At 58.5% G+C, this 21,847-nt stretch carries 17 protein-coding genes and 1 riboswitch; of the genes, 15 read left to right on the top strand and 2 right to left on the bottom strand.

Annotated elements, in window-relative coordinates; all coding sequences use genetic code 11:
- Window positions 1-363: 363 nt before the first annotated feature.
- The 12 genes from EN914_RS38985 (at window position 364) to EN914_RS01060 (ending at window position 15,475) form a co-directional block, all read left to right on the top strand.
- Window positions 364-735 carry a hypothetical protein gene (locus EN914_RS38985; RefSeq protein ID WP_245265354.1) on the top strand — a complete coding sequence of 124 codons (372 nt, stop codon included), beginning with the start codon at window positions 364-366 and terminating at the stop codon, window positions 733-735.
- Window positions 736-936: 201 nt separating this feature from the next.
- Window positions 937-1,053, top strand: a riboswitch (TPP riboswitch).
- A gap of 103 nt (window positions 1,054-1,156) precedes the next feature.
- Window positions 1,157-2,992, top strand: a complete 1,836-nt coding sequence (gene thiC / locus EN914_RS01110; protein WP_024504262.1) for a phosphomethylpyrimidine synthase ThiC — start codon at window positions 1,157-1,159, stop codon at window positions 2,990-2,992.
- On the top strand, window positions 2,989-3,990 hold the full coding sequence (thiO, locus tag EN914_RS01105; protein ID WP_024504261.1) for a glycine oxidase ThiO: 1,002 nt from the start codon (window positions 2,989-2,991) through the stop codon (window positions 3,988-3,990). Before thiC ends, thiO begins: the two co-directional genes overlap by 4 nt.
- Complete coding sequence (thiS, locus tag EN914_RS01100; protein WP_024504260.1) at window positions 3,959-4,156, top strand: sulfur carrier protein ThiS; 198 nt, start codon at window positions 3,959-3,961, stop codon at window positions 4,154-4,156. The genes thiO and thiS overlap by 32 nt, the downstream gene beginning before the upstream one ends.
- Window position 4,157: 1 nt before the next feature.
- Window positions 4,158-4,931: a thiazole synthase gene (locus EN914_RS01095; protein ID WP_024504259.1), complete on the top strand. Its 774-nt coding sequence runs from the start codon at window positions 4,158-4,160 to the stop codon at window positions 4,929-4,931.
- Complete coding sequence (locus tag EN914_RS01090) at window positions 4,928-5,533, top strand: thiamine phosphate synthase (protein WP_024504258.1); 606 nt, start codon at window positions 4,928-4,930, stop codon at window positions 5,531-5,533. The genes EN914_RS01095 and EN914_RS01090 overlap by 4 nt, the downstream gene beginning before the upstream one ends.
- Window positions 5,524-6,339: a hydroxymethylpyrimidine/phosphomethylpyrimidine kinase gene (locus EN914_RS01085; protein WP_024504257.1), complete on the top strand. Its 816-nt coding sequence runs from the start codon at window positions 5,524-5,526 to the stop codon at window positions 6,337-6,339. The genes EN914_RS01090 and EN914_RS01085 overlap by 10 nt, the downstream gene beginning before the upstream one ends.
- A 723-nt stretch (window positions 6,340-7,062) precedes the next feature.
- The gene (locus EN914_RS01080) at window positions 7,063-8,265 is read left to right on the top strand and encodes an ABC-three component system protein (protein ID WP_245265353.1); all 1,203 of its coding nucleotides are present in this window, start codon (window positions 7,063-7,065) and stop codon (window positions 8,263-8,265) included.
- A gap of 3 nt (window positions 8,266-8,268) precedes the next feature.
- On the top strand, window positions 8,269-8,781 hold the full coding sequence (locus EN914_RS38980) for a three component ABC system middle component (RefSeq protein WP_081714347.1): 513 nt from the start codon (window positions 8,269-8,271) through the stop codon (window positions 8,779-8,781).
- Window positions 8,778-10,712 (top strand): DUF3732 domain-containing protein, encoded by a 1,935-nt coding sequence (locus EN914_RS01070; protein WP_024504256.1) that lies wholly within the window; start codon window positions 8,778-8,780, stop codon window positions 10,710-10,712. Before EN914_RS38980 ends, EN914_RS01070 begins: the two co-directional genes overlap by 4 nt.
- 156 nt (window positions 10,713-10,868) lie before the next feature.
- Window positions 10,869-14,891, top strand: a complete 4,023-nt coding sequence (locus tag EN914_RS01065; RefSeq protein WP_024504255.1) for an ATP-binding protein — start codon at window positions 10,869-10,871, stop codon at window positions 14,889-14,891.
- A 260-nt stretch (window positions 14,892-15,151) separates the two neighbouring features.
- Entirely contained in the window at window positions 15,152-15,475 is a 324-nt protein-coding gene (locus EN914_RS01060; RefSeq protein ID WP_024504254.1) for a helix-turn-helix domain-containing protein, read from the top strand.
- A gap of 23 nt (window positions 15,476-15,498) precedes the next feature.
- On the opposite strand, the gene EN914_RS01055 is transcribed toward EN914_RS01060, so the two are convergent.
- Both EN914_RS01055 and EN914_RS01050 read right to left on the bottom strand, forming a co-directional pair.
- Window positions 15,499-15,885 carry a type II toxin-antitoxin system RelE/ParE family toxin gene (locus EN914_RS01055; protein ID WP_024504253.1) on the bottom strand — a complete coding sequence of 129 codons (387 nt, stop codon included), beginning with the start codon at window positions 15,883-15,885 and terminating at the stop codon, window positions 15,499-15,501.
- A gap of 110 nt (window positions 15,886-15,995) precedes the next feature.
- The gene (locus tag EN914_RS01050) at window positions 15,996-16,349 is read right to left on the bottom strand and encodes a hypothetical protein (protein WP_127218511.1); all 354 of its coding nucleotides are present in this window, start codon (window positions 16,347-16,349) and stop codon (window positions 15,996-15,998) included.
- A gap of 435 nt (window positions 16,350-16,784) precedes the next feature.
- Between EN914_RS01050 and EN914_RS01045 the strand changes: the two genes are divergently transcribed.
- Genes EN914_RS01045 through EN914_RS01035 form a run of 3 tightly spaced genes read left to right on the top strand, consistent with a single transcriptional unit; the run spans window position 16,785 to window position 21,468 of the window.
- Window positions 16,785-17,522, top strand: coding sequence for a sigma-70 family RNA polymerase sigma factor (locus EN914_RS01045; protein WP_024504252.1), 738 nt, complete (start codon window positions 16,785-16,787; stop codon window positions 17,520-17,522).
- Between the two features lie 4 nt (window positions 17,523-17,526).
- A complete protein-coding gene (locus EN914_RS01040) occupies window positions 17,527-18,126 on the top strand; it encodes a hypothetical protein (RefSeq protein ID WP_024504251.1) in 600 nt (199 codons plus the stop codon).
- Complete coding sequence (locus EN914_RS01035; RefSeq protein WP_127218509.1) at window positions 18,127-21,468, top strand: UvrD-helicase domain-containing protein; 3,342 nt, start codon at window positions 18,127-18,129, stop codon at window positions 21,466-21,468.
- The last annotated feature ends 379 nt before the right edge of the window (window positions 21,469-21,847 follow it).

Below are 21,847 nucleotides of genomic sequence, written 5' to 3'. Positions count from 1 at the left end.
TGTGAAGCACACGAGACCCGCGACGTGAGACCCAGTTGCTCAATGCCCAGTTGCTCAATGAGCTTTCTTACGAATAAGGGAGAATTTCCGCGGCCGGACTATCTCTGAGCGAGCGTGCATGACTGCCAACGGAAGGTCTTGCACGCACCCTTGCGATCTTGAGCAATGGTCGCCATGACTTTCTTCTTGTAGGCTTTTGAGTGGCCCAGCCTGCGATCACCAGACCCCACCGATTCTAAAGAGCGTGGCAGATGGGATAGTCGAGGTTGCCCGTGCACAATCACGCTCAGGGCTTGCGCCGCCCAGAGGACACGCTGAAAAGGCAGATTGGGGCGCAAGCACGCCATTCACGAGAGGTTCGACATGAAGACCATGCAAGAAAAAGACATTCCGGCATTCGTACAAGCAGTTGTGGACGCCGGCTGCAACATTTGCGCGATTGGCAACTTGGGATACGTCTTTGGCGATGCTGATTTCACGCCAGCGCAACGGAGGGCCGTCGAGCCACAGCTGCGTAGGATTGCTGAAATCTACGGCGAACGCGATCATCTCATAAACGAGATAGCTGTATATCTGCGGTCGATCGGACGCCATGTCGAGGTTGAGCCGAAGACAGGTATTTCCCGATGGCCCAGATCGCGAGAAGCCGTCTTCCAACCTCTGAATCCTAAAGGAGGTGACCCCCAAGGCCGTTCGTCACCTTCGACCAGAATAACCACATCCGTGACCGCCTGAGCTACTTGGTCGATACGCTCACATGGCCAATACAGTTTCTCCATCCTTCACGAAGCGAATGAGGCTTTGGCCACGGTCTACGGGGCGTGACTTGTCCCCGATGCATGCGCGAGCTCTCCGCCCGGCTGGCCGCCGGCCGTCGCCACCGGCCGAAGGCGCCCGAATGCGCTTGACAAGATAGCGTCAGCCCGTTCAACCTGAGGCATTCACCAGGGGAGTCCCGGTAAGGGGCTGAGATACTGCTGGCTTTCGCGGCGCAGTGACCCGTTGAACCTGATCCAGTTCATACTGGCGTAGGGACGGTGCAAGCGCTTTGCGGGAGTTTACGCCCGAGGTCCTGCTGTAGCAGGTCTACAGAAGCGTCTTTTCATCCTTCCGGCACAGAACTGGGTCTCCAATGCATGAGCAAAGGAGCCTCACGATGAATGCCCTCACTCCAGCCGTGTCGACGGGACCGCTGCCCGCCTCACGGAAAATCCACAAGTCCGGCGTCCTCTATCCGCACATCAAAGTGCCGATGCGAGAAATCTCCGTCCATCCGACGGCGGGTGAACCGCCCGTCACCGTCTATGATCCGTCCGGCCCCTATACGGACCCGACTGTCGAAACCAGCATCGAAAAAGGCCTTGCCCGGCTTCGCCACGAATGGGTCACGGCGCGTGGCGATGTCGAAGCCTATGACGGCCGCCACGTCCGGCCGGAAGACAATGGATTCGCCACCGGCGAGCGCCTGACACCGGAATTTGCGATACGCAATCGGCCGCTCAAGGCCAAGCAGGGCAAGGCGGTGACCCAGCTTGCCTATGCGCGCGCCGGCATCATCACGCCAGAAATGGAGTTCGTAGCCATCCGCGAGAATCTCGGCCGCGAGGTGATGCGCGGCAAGCTGCAACGCGACGGCGAAGCCTTCGGCGCGGCGATCCCAGATTTCGTCACACCCGAATTCGTGCGCGACGAGGTGGCGCGCGGACGCGCAATCATTCCCGCCAACATCAATCATCCCGAGAGCGAGCCGATGATCATCGGTCGCAATTTTCTGGTCAAGATCAACGCCAACATCGGCAACTCGGCTGTCACATCATCGATGGCCGAAGAGGTCGAAAAAATGGTCTGGGCGATCCGCTGGGGCGCGGACACGGTGATGGACCTGTCGACCGGCCGCAACATCCACAACATCCGCGACTGGATCGTGCGCAATGCGCCGGTGCCGATCGGTACGGTGCCGCTCTATCAGGCGCTGGAAAAGGTCAACGGCATCGCCGAGGACCTGAACTGGGAGGTCTACCGCGACACGCTGATCGAGCAGGCCGAGCAAGGCGTCGACTATTTCACCATCCACGCCGGCGTGCGGCTGCACTACATACCGCTGACCGTCGACCGGGTCACGGGCATCGTCTCGCGCGGCGGCTCGATCATGGCCAAATGGTGCCTGCACCATCATCGGGAGAGCTTCCTCTACGAGCATTTCGAGGAGATCTGCGACATCGCCAGAGCCTATGACGTCTCCTTCTCGCTCGGCGACGGCCTTCGTCCCGGTTCAATCGCCGATGCGAACGACGCGGCGCAATTCGCCGAACTGGAAACACTTGGAGAACTCACCAAGATTGCCTGGGCAAAGGACTGCCAGGTGATGATCGAAGGCCCGGGCCATGTCCCCATGCACAAGATCAAGCAGAACATGGACAAGCAGCTCGCAGTGTGCGGTGAGGCGCCGTTCTACACGTTGGGGCCGCTGACGACCGACATCGCGCCCGGCTATGACCACATCACCTCAGGGATAGGTGCCGCCATGATAGGCTGGTTCGGCACCGCAATGCTTTGCTACGTCACGCCGAAAGAGCATCTCGGCCTTCCCGACCGCAACGACGTCAAGATTGGCGTGATCACCTACAAGATAGCCGCCCATGCAGCCGATCTGGCGAAGGGCCATCCGGCAGCGAAAACCAGGGATGATGCCCTTTCGCGCGCGCGCTTCGAGTTCCGCTGGGAGGACCAGTTCAACCTGTCGCTCGACCCCGAAACCGCACGGTCCTTCCACGACCAGACCTTGCCCAAGGAGGCGCACAAGCTGGCACATTTTTGTTCGATGTGCGGACCGAAATTCTGCTCGATGCGCATCTCCCATGACATCCGCGCGGAGGCGCAGAAAGAGGGCATGGCGGCTATGGCGGCGAAATATCGCGAAGGTGGCGATCTCTACATGCCAGCTGACGAGACCGGCGTACCGCTCATGCCAGAGGCGCCGGAACCGTCATGAGGGTTCTGGTCAAAGGGGCCGGCGTCGCCGGCCTCACCGCGGCGTTCGAGCTCGCCGTCCGCGGTGCCGCGGTGACCGTTGTGGAGACACGGCATGGCCTCGGCGGCAATGCGTCGTGGTTCGCCGGCGGCATGCTGGCGCCCTGGTGCGAGCGTGAGAGCGCCGAGCAGCCGGTGCTGGATCTCGGACGCGACGCCGCCGACTGGTGGGATGACGCGCTGCCCGGTCAGGTGACACGGGCCGGAACGCTGGTCCTGGCCGCGCCGCGTGATACTGGCGAGCTTGACCGGTTCGCCACTCGCACGTCGGGGCATCGGCGTGTCGATGACGACGAAATCGCGGTCCTGGAGCCCGACCTCGCCGGCCGGTTCCGGCGCGGATTGCTGTTTCCCGATGAGGCTCATCTCGACCCGCGCCAGGCAATCGCCGCACTTCATGAAAAGCTGGCGACCATGGGTGTCAAATTCCACTTCGGCTGCGACGCCCGGCCTATTTCGGGTTTCGCCCGTCGGATAGACTGCATGGGAATGGCAGCGGCCGATGACAGGCTGCGCGGTGTTCGCGGCGAAATGCTGATCCTGCGCACGCCTGATGTCTCGCTGTCGCGGCCGGTCCGTTTGCTTCATCCACGCTTTCCGCTTTATGCCGTGCCGCGCACCGACCACCGCTTCATGATCGGAGCGACAATGATTGAAAGCCAGAGCGCCGGACCGGTGACGGCGCGTTCCATGATGGAGCTTCTGGGTGCCGCCCATGCCCTCCATCCGGCCTTTGGTGAGGCCGAGATCGTTGAAACCGGTGTGGGTGTCCGTCCGGCATTTCCCGACAATTTGCCACGCGTCGAAACAGACGGTGAGATCATCGCGATCAACGGTTTTTATCGTCACGGTTTTCTCCTCGCCCCCGCCATGGCGCGCCAGGCTGCCGACCTGGTTTTCAGTCAAGACAGAACCAAGGAGCATGCTCATGAAACTGATGGTCAACGGCGAGGCGCGTGAGATTGCCGCCACCACGCTGGCCGAGTTGCTTGCCGCGCTCGACTATGAGGGCGATTGGCTCGCCACCGCCGTCAACAGCGACCTCGTGCACAAAGCCAACCGCGCGGAGTTCCAGTTGAGCGACGGCGACCGGATCGAAATCCTCTCGCCCATGCAGGGCGGCTAGCATGTTGGAGCTTTATGGAACCGAGCTTTCGTCGCGCCTGCTTCTCGGCACGGCTCAGTATCCTTCGCCGGCCATCCTTGCCGATGCAGTCAAGGCATCGGGCACGTCGGTGGTGACCGTCTCGTTGCGGCGTGAGATGGCGGGCGGTAGGGCCGGCGAACAATTCTGGTCGTTGATCCGCTCGCTGGGCGCCAGAACCCTGCCCAATACCGCCGGCTGCCTCTCCGTCAAGGAAGCCGTCACCACCGCGAAAATGGCGCGCGAGGTCTTCGGCACCAACTGGATCAAGCTCGAAGTGATCGGCAATCACGACACGCTACAGCCGGATGTGTTCGGTCTGGTTGAAGCCGCCCGCATCCTGTGCGAGGACGGCTTTGCGGTATTCCCCTATACCACCGACGATCTCGTTGTCGCCGAGCGGCTGCTGGAAGCGGGCTGCAAGGTCCTGATGCCGTGGTGCGCACCGATCGGTTCCGCCTTGGGACCGGTCAACATGACGGCGCTGCGCTCGATGCGCGGATATTTCCCTGGCGTCCCGCTGATTGTGGATGCGGGGCTCGGACGGCCGTCGCACGCGGCCACCGTCATGGAACTCGGCTTTGACGCCGTGCTCCTGAACACAGCGGTCGCCAAGGCGGCAGATCCGGTCGGCATGGCGCGTGCTTTCGGTAAGGCGGTCGACGCCGGTCGTGAGGCGTTCAGTTCGGGAATGCTCGAACCGCGCGACGTCGCCGTGCCATCGACGCCGATGGTCGGCAGGGCCGTTTTTTCATGAAGCTCGATCCCTTCTACCTGATCGTCGACAGCGCCGCCTGGATCGAAAGGTTGGCGCCGCTCGGCGTCAAGCTGATTCAGCTTCGCATCAAAACCATGGATGAAACCGGGCTGCGCGCGGAGATCCGCAAGTCGAAGGCCTGGTGTGTCCAACACAAAAGCCAGCTCATCATCAACGATCATTGGCGCCTGGCAATCGAGGAAGGCTGCGATTTCGTGCATCTGGGCCAGGAGGATTTGCAAACGGCCGACCTCTCGAGGATACGGGCAGCGGGCGTCAGGCTCGGATTGAGCACGCATGATCATGTCGAGCTGGAAACGGCCATGTTTGCCGAGCCCGACTATGTCGCGCTCGGTCCGATCTATCCCACCACTTTGAAGAAAATGAAGTGGGCGCCGCAAGGGCTAGAGCGGATCAGCGAGTGGAAGCGGCGGGTGGCGCCGATCCCATTGGTCGCCATCGGCGGCCTCAACCCCGACCGCCTCGACGGCGTCTTTGAGGCCGGCGCCAACAGCGCCGCAGTGGTCACGGACATCACGTTGAGCTTCGACCCCGAAGCGCGCACGCGAGAATGGATCGAAAAGACGGACCGATGGCGATGAGACGAGAACCGCATGTGCTTGTCGTTGGCGGATCAGATTCCAGCGGGGGTGCTGGAATAGCACGCGACATCGAGACGATCTCTGCCGTTGGCGTGCGCACCTGTCTCGCCGTCACAGCGCTAACGGTGCAAACGCACGACGCCGTGATCGAAATCCATCATTCGCCACCCAGCATGGTGGCCAATCAGATGTGTGCCGCGCTACAGGCCAACGACGTAGCCACAATCAAGATCGGCATGCTGGCGACTGCCAAGATCATTGTTGCCGTTGCCGCAGTGCTGCGCAAATTTCCGCAAGTGCCGGCAGTACTCGACCCTGTGCTGGCCTCCACCTCAGGCCGCGCACTTCTGGAAGCAGGCGCTATCGCTGCCATGAAGCGCGATTTGATGCCGCTTTGCCGTCTGGTCACTCCCAATCTCATCGAGTTGGCGCTCCTTGTTGGCTCAGAATTGGCGATGGATGAGGACGGCGCGGTGCTGCAAGGCCAAGAATTGCTGGCGGTCGGGTTTGACGCCTTGCTGATCAAGGGCGGCCACGCATCGGGGCCTCGATCGACCGATATTCTGCTGCGCCCCGATCGTGAACCGGTCCGCTTTGCCACCCGACGCCTCAACGCATCGATGCGCGGGACGGGTTGCATGCTGGCCAGCGCGATTGCGGCGCATCTGGCGAAGGCGAAGTCGCTCGAAGATAGCGTGCGCGAAGGCAAGCTGTTTGTGTTCGAGAAGCTTCAGGAATGCCGGCTGAATAATCACAACGTTCTGCGTCCAGCCAAGCAGACCCATTTTCCAGAATTTTTCCCGTAGCGAGACTAGAGAAGGGGCTACTGCTTCTCTATGCCATCCTTACAACGCGTTGAGTTCCACTGTGCCGTCCAGAATTATCTGTCGTTGTCCAGAATTAAGCCGGGCTTAGAACTGAAACGAACCCGCCGAAAGGTACGAGCGGCCCTCACTCGATAAGGGTTACCAAACCTATTCCTGTGGGCTACCAATCCGCGTGGTGGGTGGCCTCAGGTTACCAATCAGGGCCGCAAAAGGCTTAATGAAGACAGCCCCTTAGCGCCAGTTCGGAATTAATTGTCGTTGGGGCACCTGTTGACCGAAGGGCATTGGTAACCTCTTCTGGCTAAAAGGGTGGAATATGAGCCACTTAGCAGTCAGGACGACGACAGATTATTCTGGACTTGGAGTCTCACAACGACAGATAATTCTGGAAGGCATACCAGACTGCCCTTTATGCGACTTTCGGAGCACAAAGCATGAACGCTGTTGCGCAGTAGCATCTATTTCCTACTCCCCCATCTAGCCAGCTTTACGCCAAATGCACGCCTTCGAAACTACAGCCTTTTGACCAAATAAGCGCTGGTGATCGCCCTCACGAAAAGATACCGCGTTCCTTGTGGTCGCCCCAGCCATGGTGCGTCCGACATTTTCGCCATCCTGGGCGTCGAAAACAATTGAGGGGAATCAATTGCAACCATTGCGCCAGCGGAAGGAATAGCTATTTTTCAATTCGGGGGAATTTAGTTGACCACTTCTGGAACAGTGTTTTCAGCAGCCCCATCTGCTGCTGGGTATTTATACCAGGCGCGTCTTGCGCTCGCCTTATGTCTTCGCCATGCCTATGGTGACGCGGGCATTGAAGTTGCAGTTGAGCGTCTGGATGATGTCTCGTTCGAGACGGACGGGGAGGCCCGAGAGCTCCTCCAGACCAAACATCATCTTCGCCGTACTGCCAATCTAGGTGATCTCTCCCCTGACCTTTGGAAGACGCTGCGAATTTGGAGCCAGCTAGCACTTGAGGATCCAAATCTACCGAACCGTACCCGTTTAGTACTAGTGACGACTGGACTGGCTCGACCGGATGACGCGACTTGGTTGCTTCGGCCCCATCGCGGCACCGGTGAGCCGAGCGTCGACAATGCGCGCACTGCTGCTGAACTCTTGACGGCGGCGGCGGAAAGTTCAGAAAATCAGGCGCTGCAACCTGCATTCAAGGCCTTTCTCAGCTTGACCCCTCGAATGCGAGCATCATTGCTGAGTGCGGTTCAGGTTCTAGACGCACAGCCTTTGCTTACTGAGCTTGATCCAATTATTGAAGATCAGCTTAAAATGGCCGTTCCGCGCGGAAGCACCGAGCGTGCCCGGGAACTGCTCGAAGGATGGTGGTGGCCCCGAATCTGCCAAGCGTTGGTTGAAAATCCGCCAGGCACCGTCTCGATCTTAGAAATGGAGAATCGTATCGATGAAATAAGGGAGACGTTGCAGCGAAATGCCCTGATTGCTGACCAGGAATTCGCCGCACCACCGGAAGCAGACCTTGCCGCTTACGAAGCCTATGGGTTTGTTCGCCAGCTCAAGGCGATAGGTATCGGCGGCAATCGGATAGAGTCAGCCAAACGTGATTTCTATCGCGCATTCTCACAGCGCTCACGCTGGGCACGTGAACATGTCGTTTTTGACGGCGAAATATCGCGCTTCGAAACGATCCTGTTGGAGGAATGGGAGCCACGGTTCAACGCAATGTGCGACGAACATGGCACAACAGATCCCGACTCTCCCATGCTTAGACAGGCGGGACAGGATGTCTACCACTGGGTCGAGACTGACGCGCGTTTCCCCTTCCGAACACTTGTCAAGCGCTTCCTCAACGTCGGCTCACCACATGCTGGCCAACGAGCTCCGACTCGGCTGGCATCGCGACTTCGTCAGACTCTGCCGAAAGGATGATTGATGGCACTGACCCGTTGGTCCCAGCCTTGGCGAGATCGACCCTCAGAGCAAGCTGCGCTCTTCAACCCGGCCTTCTGTGGCGAGCTGATTAGTCGAACCGTGGCAGCATACGATGTTGGCCGAGGCGGGCCATTGCCATTCGCTCTGGCCTTTCTTGTCCTTCCACTTGCTTTGCACCCAGGCGCGCGCGCTGCACTTCCAGTCCGGTCGGACACCACCTTCGCCACATGGGCGGCCGAGCATGGCGCTATGCTGGCCGAGTTACCAGATCGTGTCATGGCATTGCGTCCTATCACGCGAGAAGCTCTTTTGTTCTTGACCCAGCACAGTGCGTTGACAGTTACAGGCAGGGGCGTTGGCTTGGGATCCAGGGCGCTCAAACTCACTCCTAAACCCGCGATCACGACTGACGACGCCCGGGCAGCTCGCCGCACTGCGGGTTTTATTGGCCGCTGGCTGGCCAACCAAGCATCGACGGCTTTCGTTTTGCAAACCTTGGGAGTGCGACCATGAGCGTCCAACTTCGCGCGATCGCAATATATTCCCACGAGGGAGAACGGCGAGAAGTCCGCTTCAATCTGGGCTGCCTCAACATTGTCACCGGTGGCTCCAAAACTGGAAAGTCCGCCTTGCTCGACATCGTTGACTATTGCTGGGGGCGCGACGAGTGTACAATTCCAAGAGGGATCATTCGCCAATCAGTTTCATGGTTCGCCATCCTCCTTGATCGTGACGGCGAAGGCGTGCTGATCGCGCGCAGGAACCCGACAGGTTCAGCGAAGGTTAGCGACGAGATCTACATCCAACGCGGAATCGACGACTTACCTGCGGACACGGCGTCGTTGTCGAAAAACGTTACCGCTGATGGACTGCGCTCCCATCTTTCCAAGCTGCTCGGCATTTCTGAGAACCTCTACCAACCTGAAGCAAGTGCAACTCGATTGCCGCTCGAGGCCTCTGCTGGCCATGCCATTCTTTTTGCCTTGCAGTTTCAATACGAGATCGCCCATCCGCGCTTGCTCTTTCACCGGCAGAGCGATCCCTACGTCCCGGCCGCCATCAAAGACACTCTGCCCTATTTTCTTGGCGCTATGGAGGACGATCATTTTCTGAAACTGAAGCGTTATGAGGAAGCTCGGGCGCGGCTACGCAAACTTGAGCGCGAGTTCGCCGAGGCCAGAGCGTTGTCGGACGAGGCCAAAGGCACAGCACTCAACCTGGCCACTGAAGCACGCCGACACAACCTTATCGTCGCCGACGTCCTCCCTGATTCGATTCCAGAGCTTCGCGCGCTGCTAGCAACAGCCGCCGCCGATAACAATTCACCGACAACCATCGTCGATGATCCCACTGCCGACTTATCAGACCTCGAGGAACGTCGTCGCGAGGTTCGCAGTCAGCTGCAAGGAGTGCGAGAGGACATCAATGATCTTCAACGCCTGCAGCGCGAGGCCACGGAATTCGAGCGCGAGGCCACGGAACAGCGTGCCCGATTATCGGCTATTGGCCTGGTATCGTCCGAGGCCACGGCCCACGACCTATGCCCCTTGTGTGACAGCCATCTCGCGACTCCCGTTCCATCGGTCGAGGAACTTGAACGATCGTTGCGAGGACTGGAGTCGCAACTACAGGCCGTTGGCCGCGACACCCCTCGCCTGCAAGGGCGCTTCAGAGAACTGGAACTGGAACGCGACCGCATGGAGGATGAGCTTCGCTCGGTCCAGCGCGACATTGGCCAGCGGATTTCTGAAAATGAGCGGCTGCGTGTCGAACAGGCACAATTCACCGAACGGGCACGGGTGCGCGGTCGGATCGGTTATTATCTTGAAAATGTCCAGGCAGTCACGTCCAACGACGGGCTTAGATTGGCAATTGCGCGCACCGGGGCAGAAGTCGAGGAACTAGCCAAAGCGATTGACCAGGAGGCGATGGAAGAACGCTTGGCCACCGCGCTTGGTCTCATCAGCCGTGACCTAACCCGGTTCGCAGCAGCACTTGAACTAGAGCACGGCGAAAACGCCCTGCGCCTCGACCGCAAAAACCTGACTGTTGTCGCCGACACCATCGATGGCCCTCTGCCCCTCACGCAGATCGGCAGTGGTGAAAACTGGGTCGGCTATCACATCGCTGCGCACCTTGCACTGCATCGGCTGTTCAGAGCACGCAAGCGCCCGGTGCCAGCGTTCCTGATGATGGACCAACCGTCACAGGCGCACTACCCGCGCGAAGCTGATATTGGAGAGATCGCGGGCACAGACGACGAGGACCAACTGGCGGTGGCGCGCTTGTTTAGATTGCTGTTTGACTTTGCCGAGGAACTCACTCCTCGGATGCAGATCATAGTGACTGACCATGTTGAGCTTATTAAGGACTGGTTTCACAGCTCGATCGCCGAAAAATGGCGCGACGGTATCAAGTTTGTTCCGGCAAACTGGCTACGCTGATCTATGGTGGAGTAAGGGCGACGCGAGCGGTCACTCAGCCACTTTATCGGGCACTTCAATCCGCCATATAGCGGCGGGCTCGATCAACCAGCTTCCAGCAAACCGGCTTGGTTCAGTGCGATCATGTCGTGCTACGTACATACAGGCGATCGTAGGATGAAACAGGAGACCGGAGTCACGCCACTCCCTGCGCAGCGTTCTTCATCAGGCGCCAGGGCTGCCCTTGCTGGCTTCGACTATCAGTTGGACGTCTCCATCCTCGCTGCACTCGATTTGCTTCTCATTCGGAAGTCGGCATCCCAAATCATCCTTGAACCCGAGAATGACGAGGATATCGAAGCCGTTCTAGACTCAGAACGTACAGATACTACTGAAACTCATAGCCGGATGCCCGGCTACTCCCTGATCGTTCAGGTAAAACGGAGGACCGGCGAGCCTTGGAGCGTCGCTGATTTTCAGGCGCTGCTTAAACATGGCAAGGCGCGCAAACCGGCGCGGGAACAACTGGAGAACCCACTCAATCGCTACCTCCTCGTCACAACGGCCGCAGTCCGCGGCCCTCTTCTCAATTTGCGGGTCGAAGACATCGAGGAGTGGCCGGAGCAGGGACGTATGTCTCAGGACCTTCGGCAGAATCTTCCAAACGGGGCGGACGGCCGCGTCGCCATCTGGGCAGGCGCTACGGACTATGTGATTGGACAAAAGATCCAGACACTACTGGGCTTCCTCCATGTTCCTCACGATCGATTGCCAGAATGTCGGGCAAGGCTCAGGCAAGAAGCCGGTAGGCGCATGCGCGGCCTTGGCCCATGCGCGTGGTCACGCGATGACATTGAGGTACTCATCCGCTCTTGTGGAGGATTTCTAGCAAGCTCTGCCCGGCTGGAGCACTATGTGCGCCCGGCAAATTGGGGCGAGTTGTACGCTAAGCTCCAGTCGGCCAACGCGCTCCTGATCAAGGGACCTTCGGGTGCGGGAAAGACGCTGGCCGCGCTCGCACTCTGCGAGGAGGCACGCAAGGATCAACCGCACCTTGCCATTGTGTCCCTGTCTGACAATCCCGCGCAGTTGAGACCGCAGCAGAGTGGTCCAACGCTGTTCTATGTCGATGATCCATGGGGTCAATCCAGGCTCAAACATGGACATGAGCCTTGGACTGTCCAACTGCCGCGCATTTTCCGAGAGGCTCGGCCAGACTGCCGCTATATCGTCACCAGTCGAACCGATATGCTTGCATTGGGCAAGGCTGAAGACGAGCTGGAGCATTGGTCTGTCACACTCGACGCGGCTAGCTACGAGGACGGACAACTCGCGAAAATTTACGACCGACGGATTGATTTTTTGCCCGCTCAACTTCAGGCAAAAGGCTTGTCCTTTCGCTCGCATGTTCTGAAGAACCTCACGACCCCGCTTGAGATTGATCGCTTCTTCGGCGAACTTTCCAAGGGGCCAGAACCGGACGAGAATGATGGCGCGCTCCTGCATCGGGCGATCGCCCTCGCACATCGGGAAGCCATTCAAGGGGTCGTGGTGCAGGACTTGGTCCAGGACACGATCGGTTGGGCTGCTGTGCTATGGGCATTGTTGCGGGCGCGATCAAAGGTCGATCACTCCACGTTGACAATTCTGCAGCGCAAGATGCGCCAGCAGGACGAACGATACAGTGCAGGTCTGACACCGCTGGCCAACTTCCTGGTAGCCGCACGCCATCTCCGGCAACCTCAAGACAGTATTAGTTTTTCCCATCCGTCTGTGCGCGACGGATTCGAGGCGTTCCTGCAAAACGATCCAGCGCGTTCCGCGGCAACCATTGAGGCTCTTATCGACGGCTTAACCCGCATCCAAGGCGATCGGAAAGACTGGGCCATTGAAACCGCTGCGCAGGTTGCCAGGTTGGGACTGGAAGAATTCTCTGGTCATTTCGAATGTCCACCATCTGCCCAAGCTATCCTGGACCAGTGGTTGACTGCAGGTCTTCTCGACCAGGCATCGCAGTTTTCGGAGTTGCTATCGCTCGCCTCAACCGTGGCCAGCGCGGACTGCCAACCTGGCAACCTAGCGCGTTGGTTTACGACAGGTTTTCAAGTCGGGGGGCAGGTGTTTAATGACGAATGGGCTTCGCCATCCTTTGACGAGAAATGGAAAGCCGCTGTCCGCGATAATCCGTACAGCCATGCCATATGCGCCCGGTTCGTACGAACGGTTCTGGCACAGACAAATGACAATTATGGTGCGGACTTTGCGACCCGAATTTCTGAACTTGGCGGAAACCTGACGGACGCCTTTCTCGATGCTGCGATGCAAGTGGCAAGCGGAGGCTACTATCACAATGCTTCGACAATCGCGGCGGCCTCCTTAGTCGACCTTCCCCGATATGAAAAAGTGCTTGCAGCGGCTTTTGCAACTCTAAGGGTCGGGCCCGAACAGCGAGCCGAACTCGATGCCCTTTCGGAAAGGATTCAAAACGGCGAGCTCGATGCAGCGGCCGAAGATTGGTACTCTGATCCGGGAGATGGTCATCTTGGTCCCGAAGAGATGGTCACGGCCTATGTCGATACGATCCGTGCCGATGGCCATTGGGAAGCGCTTTCCGATCACGCTCTGCTAAAGGATCTGCTTCCCTATTGGTGTGATGCGATCCACGTTTCGCCTGGTTCGGCCTCGCTAGATGAAGTCGAAGCAGTGGTCCAACGCGGGACTCACCTTGGCTGGGAAGCTCGAGCTTGGCGCCTGGCGGCAACGCGATGGGACAATGGTTTCTTACGGCAACTCACCGAGCGAATCCTTGCCCAAGACGACGATGCTGAGGTGCGAAGCGCCCTTGGCTTTTGCCTTGCAAATGCCGCATCCGAATCGATTTCGGAGATCCTGTCGATTCCAAGTTTGACGACGCAACAGCGCGTCGTCATCACTTTCGACCTTTGGAGCGTTGCGAAAGATAGTACCATCGCCGATCACGTGAAGGCGCAACTGCCTTTCGCCGAGCGGGAAATTTTCGGATTGCTGAAGAGAGAGGGCGAACTATGGGAACCCGCGACTGGTGCGGCGCTGACGCTTTTGTCCGATACTATCCCGTCAGCCTCGCCGACCCTGCTCAACCAAATTGCGCGTATAGAGTTAGCAAGCGGCGAACCACCCGATATCGCGCTCAAGAGAGCCCTTGAGCTATCAATTACGCCGGTTGACGCCGTTGATGCTGTTTCGCTGGCAGTCCATGCTGAGAAGTGGGACCTCGTCCGATTTGCCCTGGACCAGCGTGTTGCTGATGCGCGCCAACTCGCCCTAGAGACACTCGGTGCGCGTGAGTCAACGCCTTTCGGCCCGTCTCTTCTCGCGTTAGTCGATGACAAGGGAAGCCGCGTCAGGCGTGCCTTGGTAGGGCTTCTCTCAGAACGCCAACATCCCAGACATTACGATGTTCTCCTCAAGATTTGTCGCGACGGCTGGTCCAACACGGAACCATTTCATGATGAACCGCCATCTTATCCGATCGCAAGAGAGGCAATCGATGCGATCGGAAGTTACGATCAGCTCGACGATGATACTTGCACCCAACTGATCGATATCGGCTCAACGAGCACCGACCGTCTTTTGAGAGTCCGAGCGTTTACAGTCGTTTCAAACAAAGGGACTGCTGGGGCGCGGCGAGCACTTTGGGCAGTTTCGGAGTCACGTCCGTTTGACTGGCGGAATGTGGACGCCATTGATGCCTTGGCTGGTTCCCCCTTTGTTGAGCCAGATATCGTTTCGTCCGTCGGGCTAGCCGACCTTCTACGCCAACCAGCCCCTATCGCAGCGTCAAAGTCCGTGCTGGTTGCTGCACACGCAGATATTGAGGTAGCGGGCGCGACGTTCGATAAGATCTCGCATTCCGATAGCAGCTTGCCACTCTTGTTACTGGGTTGCGTGTTGCTTGCCCGTCGTGACCGTTTCCTAGCCAACCGATTGCTCGACCTCCTGCCAGAAGGCCATGTTGCGAGGGGTATTCTCGATATCTCACATCAAAATTTGCTTCCGTCTGGTTGCATCGACGATCTCGGCCAGATCCTGGTTCGTCAAGAAGTCCTTCATTGGCTTGGCCGCGGTATCACTACCGAAAACCGAAAAACGCGCCGAAGCTCGGTGGCGCGGCGGCGTTTCGCAGCCTGGTGGGAAGTGGGGAGCGGCGCTGTCGTCTAACGACTGTTCACCCCGAGGCAAACTTCTAAGTGAATCCACGCTGCCGAACGACATGAAGGTAGTGCGCAGATTCGAACCGTCAGATCGTGCGACGACTTGGCCCTGACAGGGCGAAGACGCCGGCGTCACGCCAGTTGATGGTGGACGGGGAGCTTCCCGCGTCCTTCACCAGGCCGGGCGGCCTGGGGGTGGAACTTGACGGCTTCCCCATTTTGACCTATTTACAGAATTCTGTAATTTTAAAATTTGGAACTATCGCTATGACACAGCTCGAATACGACAACATTTTCGATGCTATCACGGACGATCCGATGGAAGCTGCGGATTTGACGTTGCGGTCGGATCTTGTCAACACGCTCGTCGCTATCTTCAAGGAGCGCGGATGGAAGAACTCCCATATCGGCGCAGCGCTTAACATCCCCCAGTCACGAGTTAGCGAACTTGTCCGTGGTAAGGTCGCCGTGCTCTCGGTCCAGAAGCTTTTTGGATATCTGGCAGTACTCGGGTATCGCTTCAGGCCGGCGCTGGACGGTAGCCATCATGTGGTCTGCCGCGTCGAAGAAAGACAAAGAGAGGCCGCGTAACGGCCTCTCTTTGCTCTCGTCTCCTATTTCTTGGTAGACGTTTTGTCTTTCGCCGCCTTGGCTTCGGCTTGGATTATATCCCGAACCTGGGCCATCATCTCCTTATAGCGGGAAAGTGCGGTATCCATTTCCTTTCGATCAGCCTTTTCGCTGGTCTTCGTAAAGGAATGGAGGATGTAAACCGTGTCGAGGTGCTTTGCGCAGTAGAGGGCTCGGTACGCCGGCGAGCCGTTTTCTCGTAGTTCGATAACGCCCTTCCATTCACCCTTGAGAACCTTGAAGTCGTCGAGTGGGTCGTCGCCCTCTTGAACTCTCCGGATTTCGCCTGAAAAATTGATTCTAATATCTTTTGGAAGGTCCATGAAAGCGCGCCTGGCGCCTTCGTTTACAAACTTAAATTTCTTGGACATCTAATTTCGGGTTCCTCATTGCTTGTATCTCTCTCTTTCTCCCACTCACCGGTGGGGCTGGGTCACAGCCTGTCGCAAAACGCAAACAGAACTACGAGCAATAATATATATTATTGCTCGCCAAGAGTCAATATAACAATAGAGGGATTTCCTATCATTCGACCATACACACGACGAAAAAAGGTGTCAAGCAAAATTTTAAAAATAATTCGGGTCACCGAAAATCCGCTTAAAGCTTGTTTGCAGACTCCGGTGACCGTCGGCTTCGGCATGTCCGCATAATATTGCAATCTTGTGTAAGTATCGAAGACGACAAGCGGGAGCATACAGACTCTTGGGGCGCCAAAATCGGGCCTTGATACACTGGCAGCGGATCGCGGGGTAGCCGTGTCGTTCAGCGGGCCGCGCCAGTCGAAAAATAGCGCCAAGATTTCACCGGCCAGTGTGAGGACGCGCGTCGACATCGACGCATCTCCTGGCAGCCTCGTCGGCGTATACCCTCCCAGAGCGCAGGTCCGGTCTGCCGCCTTCAGAATTCGTGGTGCTCATCCTGACCCATAGCAAGCAGCTGACCGGACCGTGGTCCTATTTCTGGTTCAAAAACAATCTCCGCCTATTATTCGGCGCTATAGTCTTGAAATATTCCGTGGAAAATATTGATCCGGCGAAACGAGTGCATTTTCAATAACTTTATTTCGTGAAAATTGGCTGCAAGGTCGAATCGTTTCAGACAGCCTGTTTCTGGGGGCCTACATCACCGAAGATGGCAGGCCTTGGCGGAACTCAAGTTGGCCGGGGCGGAAACGGGGGTTTGAAAAAGTGAAAATTCCTCTTTCCACTTTTTCATTCGTCGTCAGATCAAAGAGTACCAGATGACTGGATTGCCAAGGGAGAGCCCGGTGAAGCCACTGGCGGGATCGAACAAACAAGGCGAGCGCTACGTCCGGCCGGACGCGGTGGCCGCCGAGATAGAGGCGGTCCTTGAATGGCCGCTGCCAAAGGCGTTTGCGCTGGCTGCGGCGGGCAAGCTGCGGCCTCAGACGCTTGTCTACCTGATGCGAAACTGCATGCCGAACCGACCTACTGCGCAATATGATGCCCTGATCGTTGCGTTCTTCTCAAGGCTGCAGCGGGCCGGCGCTCCAATGACAAGGGATATGTCGAACCTGGACAGGGAGCGCGTGGACGATCTGGTCAAGGACAAGGCTTTGAAGTTGATAGAAACCGACCGCCTCGACATCTTCGAGATGAGTTTCAAGCTCGGTGCGGAGCGGCTTTATCTGACTGCAAAGGCCGCCGTTCGGCTTCGCACGAATACCGAGGTCTCGCGCGAGGATCTGATCGAACCGGGCTCCGACCTGACCGGCGAGGAGGCTGCGGATTCGCTGAGCCTGGCCAAAGGTGGGTCGATGTCTTTGGCGGAAGCCAAGGCTATGTTGAACCAGATCTACGAGTTGCTCACCGAAAAGGAGCGCCTGGCCATATTCTACGTTCATCAGGCTGGCCTGACCGAGAAGGAAGCAGGCGAGCAGATGGGCTGCACGGACCGCAATGTCCGATACTTGATCAAGAGCGCGAGCCGGAAGGCCCGGGCGAGCGAGGAGAGCGCGCCACGCCAAAGGCGCGGGAAAGAGTGAGGCCATGAACAGCAACCCAATCCCTATGGATCAGCTTGACGACATACTGGCCGGCGTGCACCTCGAGCTCGAGGACGGCGCCACCGCTGACCGCATCAATCAGATCGCAAACGAGAACCCGCAACTGCGCGCCGAGATTTTGGCCTTTGCCGCCGAATGGTTCGCTTCGGATGGAAGCGATTTGTCGGACGACATCCTTACCGTTCAGCAGACAGTTTCGGAGCATACAATATTGTTGGAGCGGTTTTGGCAGCTGACGATGCCTGCTGCCATCGACCCGTTCGAGAAACTGTCAACTGATGACCTACTAGCATTGGCTGAACGATGCCGCGTCGATCTGATTATCCTGCGTCAGCTTGTCAGGGGCCGCATTGACGAGACCACCATTCCGGGAAAGTTGATTGCCTGGCTCGCAGACGCCACCGGCGCGAGTATGGCGGACGTCTGGTCACATCTGGCATCGGGTCAGATCAACGCCGCGGCCGATTATTTCGCGCCTTCCGGCAGGCGCACGGGTGCGAAGGTAAGCTTCGCCGAAGCGATCCTACGTTCGGACCTCAGTCCAGATGACAAACAGTTTTGGCTCGCGCACCTGGAAGCTTGATTGGACCAGTTTGCAGCAATTCGCGCACTTGCTCGGGCGCTCAGGAAAGACGCCTCACTGTCGGATTCTCTGACAGCAATGGAAGTTGCTCGCGGGGCGGCAAAACACCTCGGGCTCACCATCCGACCACATGAACCGGACTACCATGAGCTGGACGGTGCGCATGGCGCGCTCGATCGTCAGTTCAAATTCATATTCGTGCGCAATGACCTGGCCGATGACGAGCTGGCCGAGGTGATTGCCCATGAGATTGGTCACTTCAAAGTCCATGATGGTGTTGAGAAGGGCTATTATCCCCGCTCAGAAGCGAATGGCGGGGATCCCAGCCAGCGCATTGAGACCTATGGCATCAAGGAGCGCCGAGAGGCCCAGGCCAACAGTTTTGGACGAGAGCTGATTTTGCCGCGACCGCTCGCCAAACGACTATTTCTGCAAGGAATGAATGCAAGCCGCATCTCTGAAGACCTCAAGGTGCGCTATGACACTACGCTGCAGCAGCTTGCCGACGGCCTGCTCCTGCCTGACGTACAGCCCACTGCCGAGACGGTCAGTCCCGCAAACGACAATTGCAATGAATCGCAGGCCCGTGCGGTCGATCATCGCGGGTCGCCGTTCCTACTTGGGGCCGGACCTGGAACCGGGAAGACCAAGACCCTCACCGCGAGGATCGTCTCTCTGATCGCGGACAAGGTCCCACCCGAGAATATCCTGGCTCTTACGTTCTCAAACAGGGCAGCACTGGAACTGGCGGAACGCGTCCAGCGCGTGGCAGGCTCAAGCGCCGTCAATGTCTGGACCGGAACATTTCATGCTTTCGGATTGGACACGATCCGCAAGCACCACGCGCTTTTCGGTGTCTCGAACGATCCAAAGATCGTCGACGCTAGTGAAGGCGTGGCAATGCTTGAGGAGGTCCTGCCAGCGCTTGATCTGAAGCACTACCTCAATCTCTTCGAGCCAGCGCTGGTGCTTCGCGACATATTGCGAGCGATCGCGCGCGCCAAGGACGAATTGTGGACCTGGAAAGACTACGCTCGGGCTGCCGAACAGATGCGCGAGAGGGCACAGACGGGTGACGAGATGGTGGCTGCCGAGAAGGCGCGCGAAGTAGCGCTGGTCTACGAGCACTATCAAAACCAGCTCATCAAGGAGCGGGCGGTCGACTACGGCGATCTGATCATGCGACCGACACTGTTGATGCGCTCGGACCAGGATTTTCGGGAGGGAATGCGCAAGCGCTTCACCCACGTCCATATAGACGAATACCAGGACGTGAACCGCGCCAGCGCGATGCTTGTCAAGGAAATCGTTGCAGAAGGCAGCAATCTGTGGGTCGTAGGCGACGCCCGTCAGTCCATCTACCGGTTCCGTGGCGCATCCGCGGCAAACATAGCCAGGTTTGAAGCTGACTACTCCGTGGGAGCAAGGGACGGCCTGGAAGAGAACTACCGCTCAAGCGAAGAGATCGTCGAGGCCTACACGGCCTTTGGCGCCACCATGAAAGTCAGCGCCTTCGCAGGCACCAGCACGCTGCATGCCGCAATCGGTTCGATCGGTGAGAGCCCATCCATTTTTCCATGCGCCGACACCCAGGCCGAGATGGACGTCCTTGCCGGGTCAATCCGCGAGCTCGAGGCAAGAGGCGTTTCGCTTCGCTCCCAGACCGTACTTGCCAGAAGCAACGGCTTGCTTGCCACTGTTGCGGAGGAGCTCGAGGCACGGGGAATACCCGTTCTTTATCTCGGGCCGCTTTTTGAGCGCGCAGAGGTTCGCGATCTGCTTTCCCTGCTTTCGATCATTTCCGACAGCGCGGGCACCGGCCTGGTGCGTATCGCTGGCCTTCCCGAATATCGCATCCCGCTGGAGGACGTGCTGAAGGTCATTGGAGCCGCACGCACTACCGAGCAGCGGGTTCTCGATCTTCTCAGAAAAATAGAGAGCTTGAAGGAAATTTCACCGGCCGGGCTTGCCGGACTGATGATGTTGGCCCGCCACCTGCAAGGGACCACCCAAGGCACGACACCCTGGCTAGCGCTTAGCCGGTTTCTTTTTGACACAAGCGACTATGTAAGGGCGGTTCTGTCGGGTCAGTCGCCGTCCGATGACCTGCGTCGGGTCGCTGTGCGCCAACTCCTCGATGCGCTGCGCGCCATGCCCCTCCACGGTAAGGGAACACCGATCCGCCGCGCCCTTGATCGCATCCGCCACATGATCATGCTTGCCGACGAGCGCGACCTCAGACAGCTTCCGCCTGAACTGAGCGGGCTGGACGGGGTGCGCCTTATGACCGTTCACGCATCCAAGGGCCTGGAGTTCGAGGCCGTCCACCTGCCGGGGCTTTACGCTGGAGCGGTTCCCGCACCAAACCGACCGCCGGCCTGCCCCGCGCCGGTCGGAATGCTAGGCCCCGAGGAGGAGGACGCTCACGAGGCGGAGGAGGAATGCGTCCTCTTTGTTGCCATGTCGAGGGCAAAGAGGCACCTCAGACTCTATCGGCCGACCATGCGAAACGGCCGGAAGGCCAATCCATCAAAATTTCTCGAGCGGGTTCCCGTCGGCCCGGGTCATTCTTCCGCCGGTGTGATCCGCAAATTGCCCCCGCCGAGCCACCACCCTATTCGTCTTCCGGCTGCCCCTGATGAGCTGACAGCAGATGATGTGGAGCGCTACGCCCAATGTCCGCGCCGCTTCTTCTACGCGCGCGTCCTGGGCTTGTCACAGCGATCCAAGGCGGGCGCATATCTTGCCGCGCATGGCTGCGTGCAAAAGGTGATCGCCTTCGTTCGCCAACTTGGCGAAGGCGTCGAATATGATCGCGCCGAAGCCGCTGCGATTTTTGACCAGGCGTGGCGTGAAAGCGAGCTCGAAGAGCACATGTTTGGCGCTGCATATCGCAAGCTGACCATGTCGATGCTTGATCGGTTGCACGCATCGGCGGCTGGAGCGGCCGCCACCAATGGCCGCCTCTCCACGGCCATTGGTGGCGAGATCGTCGGCTTGGAGGTGGACCGCGTCGTTCGCGACGGCGACAACCACGTTGTCAAGACAATCCGTTCGGGGCGGCAATCGACCGGTGATGCGGATCGGCTGTCAGCGACCCTTCTTCTCAAAGCCGTCGAAGAGACGCTCGGCCCACAGACGCGTGTCGAGAACCATTACCTGCTCCTGGGCTCCGTCCTTGAGATAGGCCAGACAAAGGCGAAGTTCGACAAGCGTCTGGACGACTGCGAGGCGGCGATCGCAGATATTCGGGACGGGCTCTACGAGCCAAGGAAGGACGATTTCCGCTGCCCGCGCTGTCCTTACCTCTTCATTTGCGCCGCGCCGAACGCCGAAGACTGACCGGGACCTTTCCTCGCCAGCACCGTTTGGCGGCCGAAGCACCGGCGGCGAAATCAATCCTCTAAAAATCTTGGCAGCGGCCTTTCCGCTTTCACTGAACTCAGCCGATCCAATTTCAAGGGCGGCCTGTTGCCGTGCCGGAACAGAGGAAACTGATAGATGAAGACTGTAATCTTTTTCGCGGCCGGAGCCGAGCCTCCCGATCGCCTCGAACTGGAAGGGGCTGCCGTCGTCGGGGATCTCCTAGCCTTGGTGAAGGAGCGCGGTATCGATGTCGCCGAGCTCCTGATTTTCAAAGAGGACGACGACGAGCCCCTGGAGCACCACCATCCGCTCCATGGCCATGACCACCCGGTGTTCCATGCCCACCGCTGCCGCA

The sequence above is a fragment of the Mesorhizobium sp. M7A.F.Ca.CA.001.08.2.1 genome, from assembly GCF_003998455.1.
In the GTDB taxonomy this organism is placed as follows: domain Bacteria; phylum Pseudomonadota; class Alphaproteobacteria; order Rhizobiales; family Rhizobiaceae; genus Mesorhizobium; species Mesorhizobium ciceri.
Note: the sequence above shows the minus strand (reverse complement) of the source record. Positions and strands in the feature narration are given on the sequence as shown.

Excerpts from the sequence above, each read along its gene's own strand:
- EN914_RS38985 (WP_245265354.1), top strand. The coding sequence starts at position 364 with ATGAAGACCATGCAAGAAAAAGACATTCCGGCATTCGTACAAGCAGTT.
- thiC (WP_024504262.1), top strand. The coding sequence starts at position 1,157 with ATGAATGCCCTCACTCCAGCCGTGTCGACGGGACCGCTGCCCGCCTCA.
- thiO (WP_024504261.1), top strand. The coding sequence starts at position 2,989 with ATGAGGGTTCTGGTCAAAGGGGCCGGCGTCGCCGGCCTCACCGCGGCG.
- thiS (WP_024504260.1), top strand. The coding sequence starts at position 3,959 with ATGAAACTGATGGTCAACGGCGAGGCGCGTGAGATTGCCGCCACCACG.
- EN914_RS01095 (WP_024504259.1), top strand. The coding sequence starts at position 4,158 with ATGTTGGAGCTTTATGGAACCGAGCTTTCGTCGCGCCTGCTTCTCGGC.
- EN914_RS01090 (WP_024504258.1), top strand. The coding sequence starts at position 4,928 with ATGAAGCTCGATCCCTTCTACCTGATCGTCGACAGCGCCGCCTGGATC.
- EN914_RS01085 (WP_024504257.1), top strand. The coding sequence starts at position 5,524 with ATGGCGATGAGACGAGAACCGCATGTGCTTGTCGTTGGCGGATCAGAT.
- EN914_RS38980 (WP_081714347.1), top strand. The coding sequence starts at position 8,269 with ATGGCACTGACCCGTTGGTCCCAGCCTTGGCGAGATCGACCCTCAGAG.
- EN914_RS01070 (WP_024504256.1), top strand. The coding sequence starts at position 8,778 with ATGAGCGTCCAACTTCGCGCGATCGCAATATATTCCCACGAGGGAGAA.
- EN914_RS01065 (WP_024504255.1), top strand. The coding sequence starts at position 10,869 with ATGAAACAGGAGACCGGAGTCACGCCACTCCCTGCGCAGCGTTCTTCA.
- EN914_RS01060 (WP_024504254.1), top strand. The coding sequence starts at position 15,152 with ATGACACAGCTCGAATACGACAACATTTTCGATGCTATCACGGACGAT.
- EN914_RS01055 (WP_024504253.1), bottom strand. The coding sequence starts at position 15,885 with ATGTCCAAGAAATTTAAGTTTGTAAACGAAGGCGCCAGGCGCGCTTTC.
- EN914_RS01050 (WP_127218511.1), bottom strand. The coding sequence starts at position 16,349 with ATGTCGACGCGCGTCCTCACACTGGCCGGTGAAATCTTGGCGCTATTT.
- EN914_RS01040 (WP_024504251.1), top strand. The coding sequence starts at position 17,527 with ATGAACAGCAACCCAATCCCTATGGATCAGCTTGACGACATACTGGCC.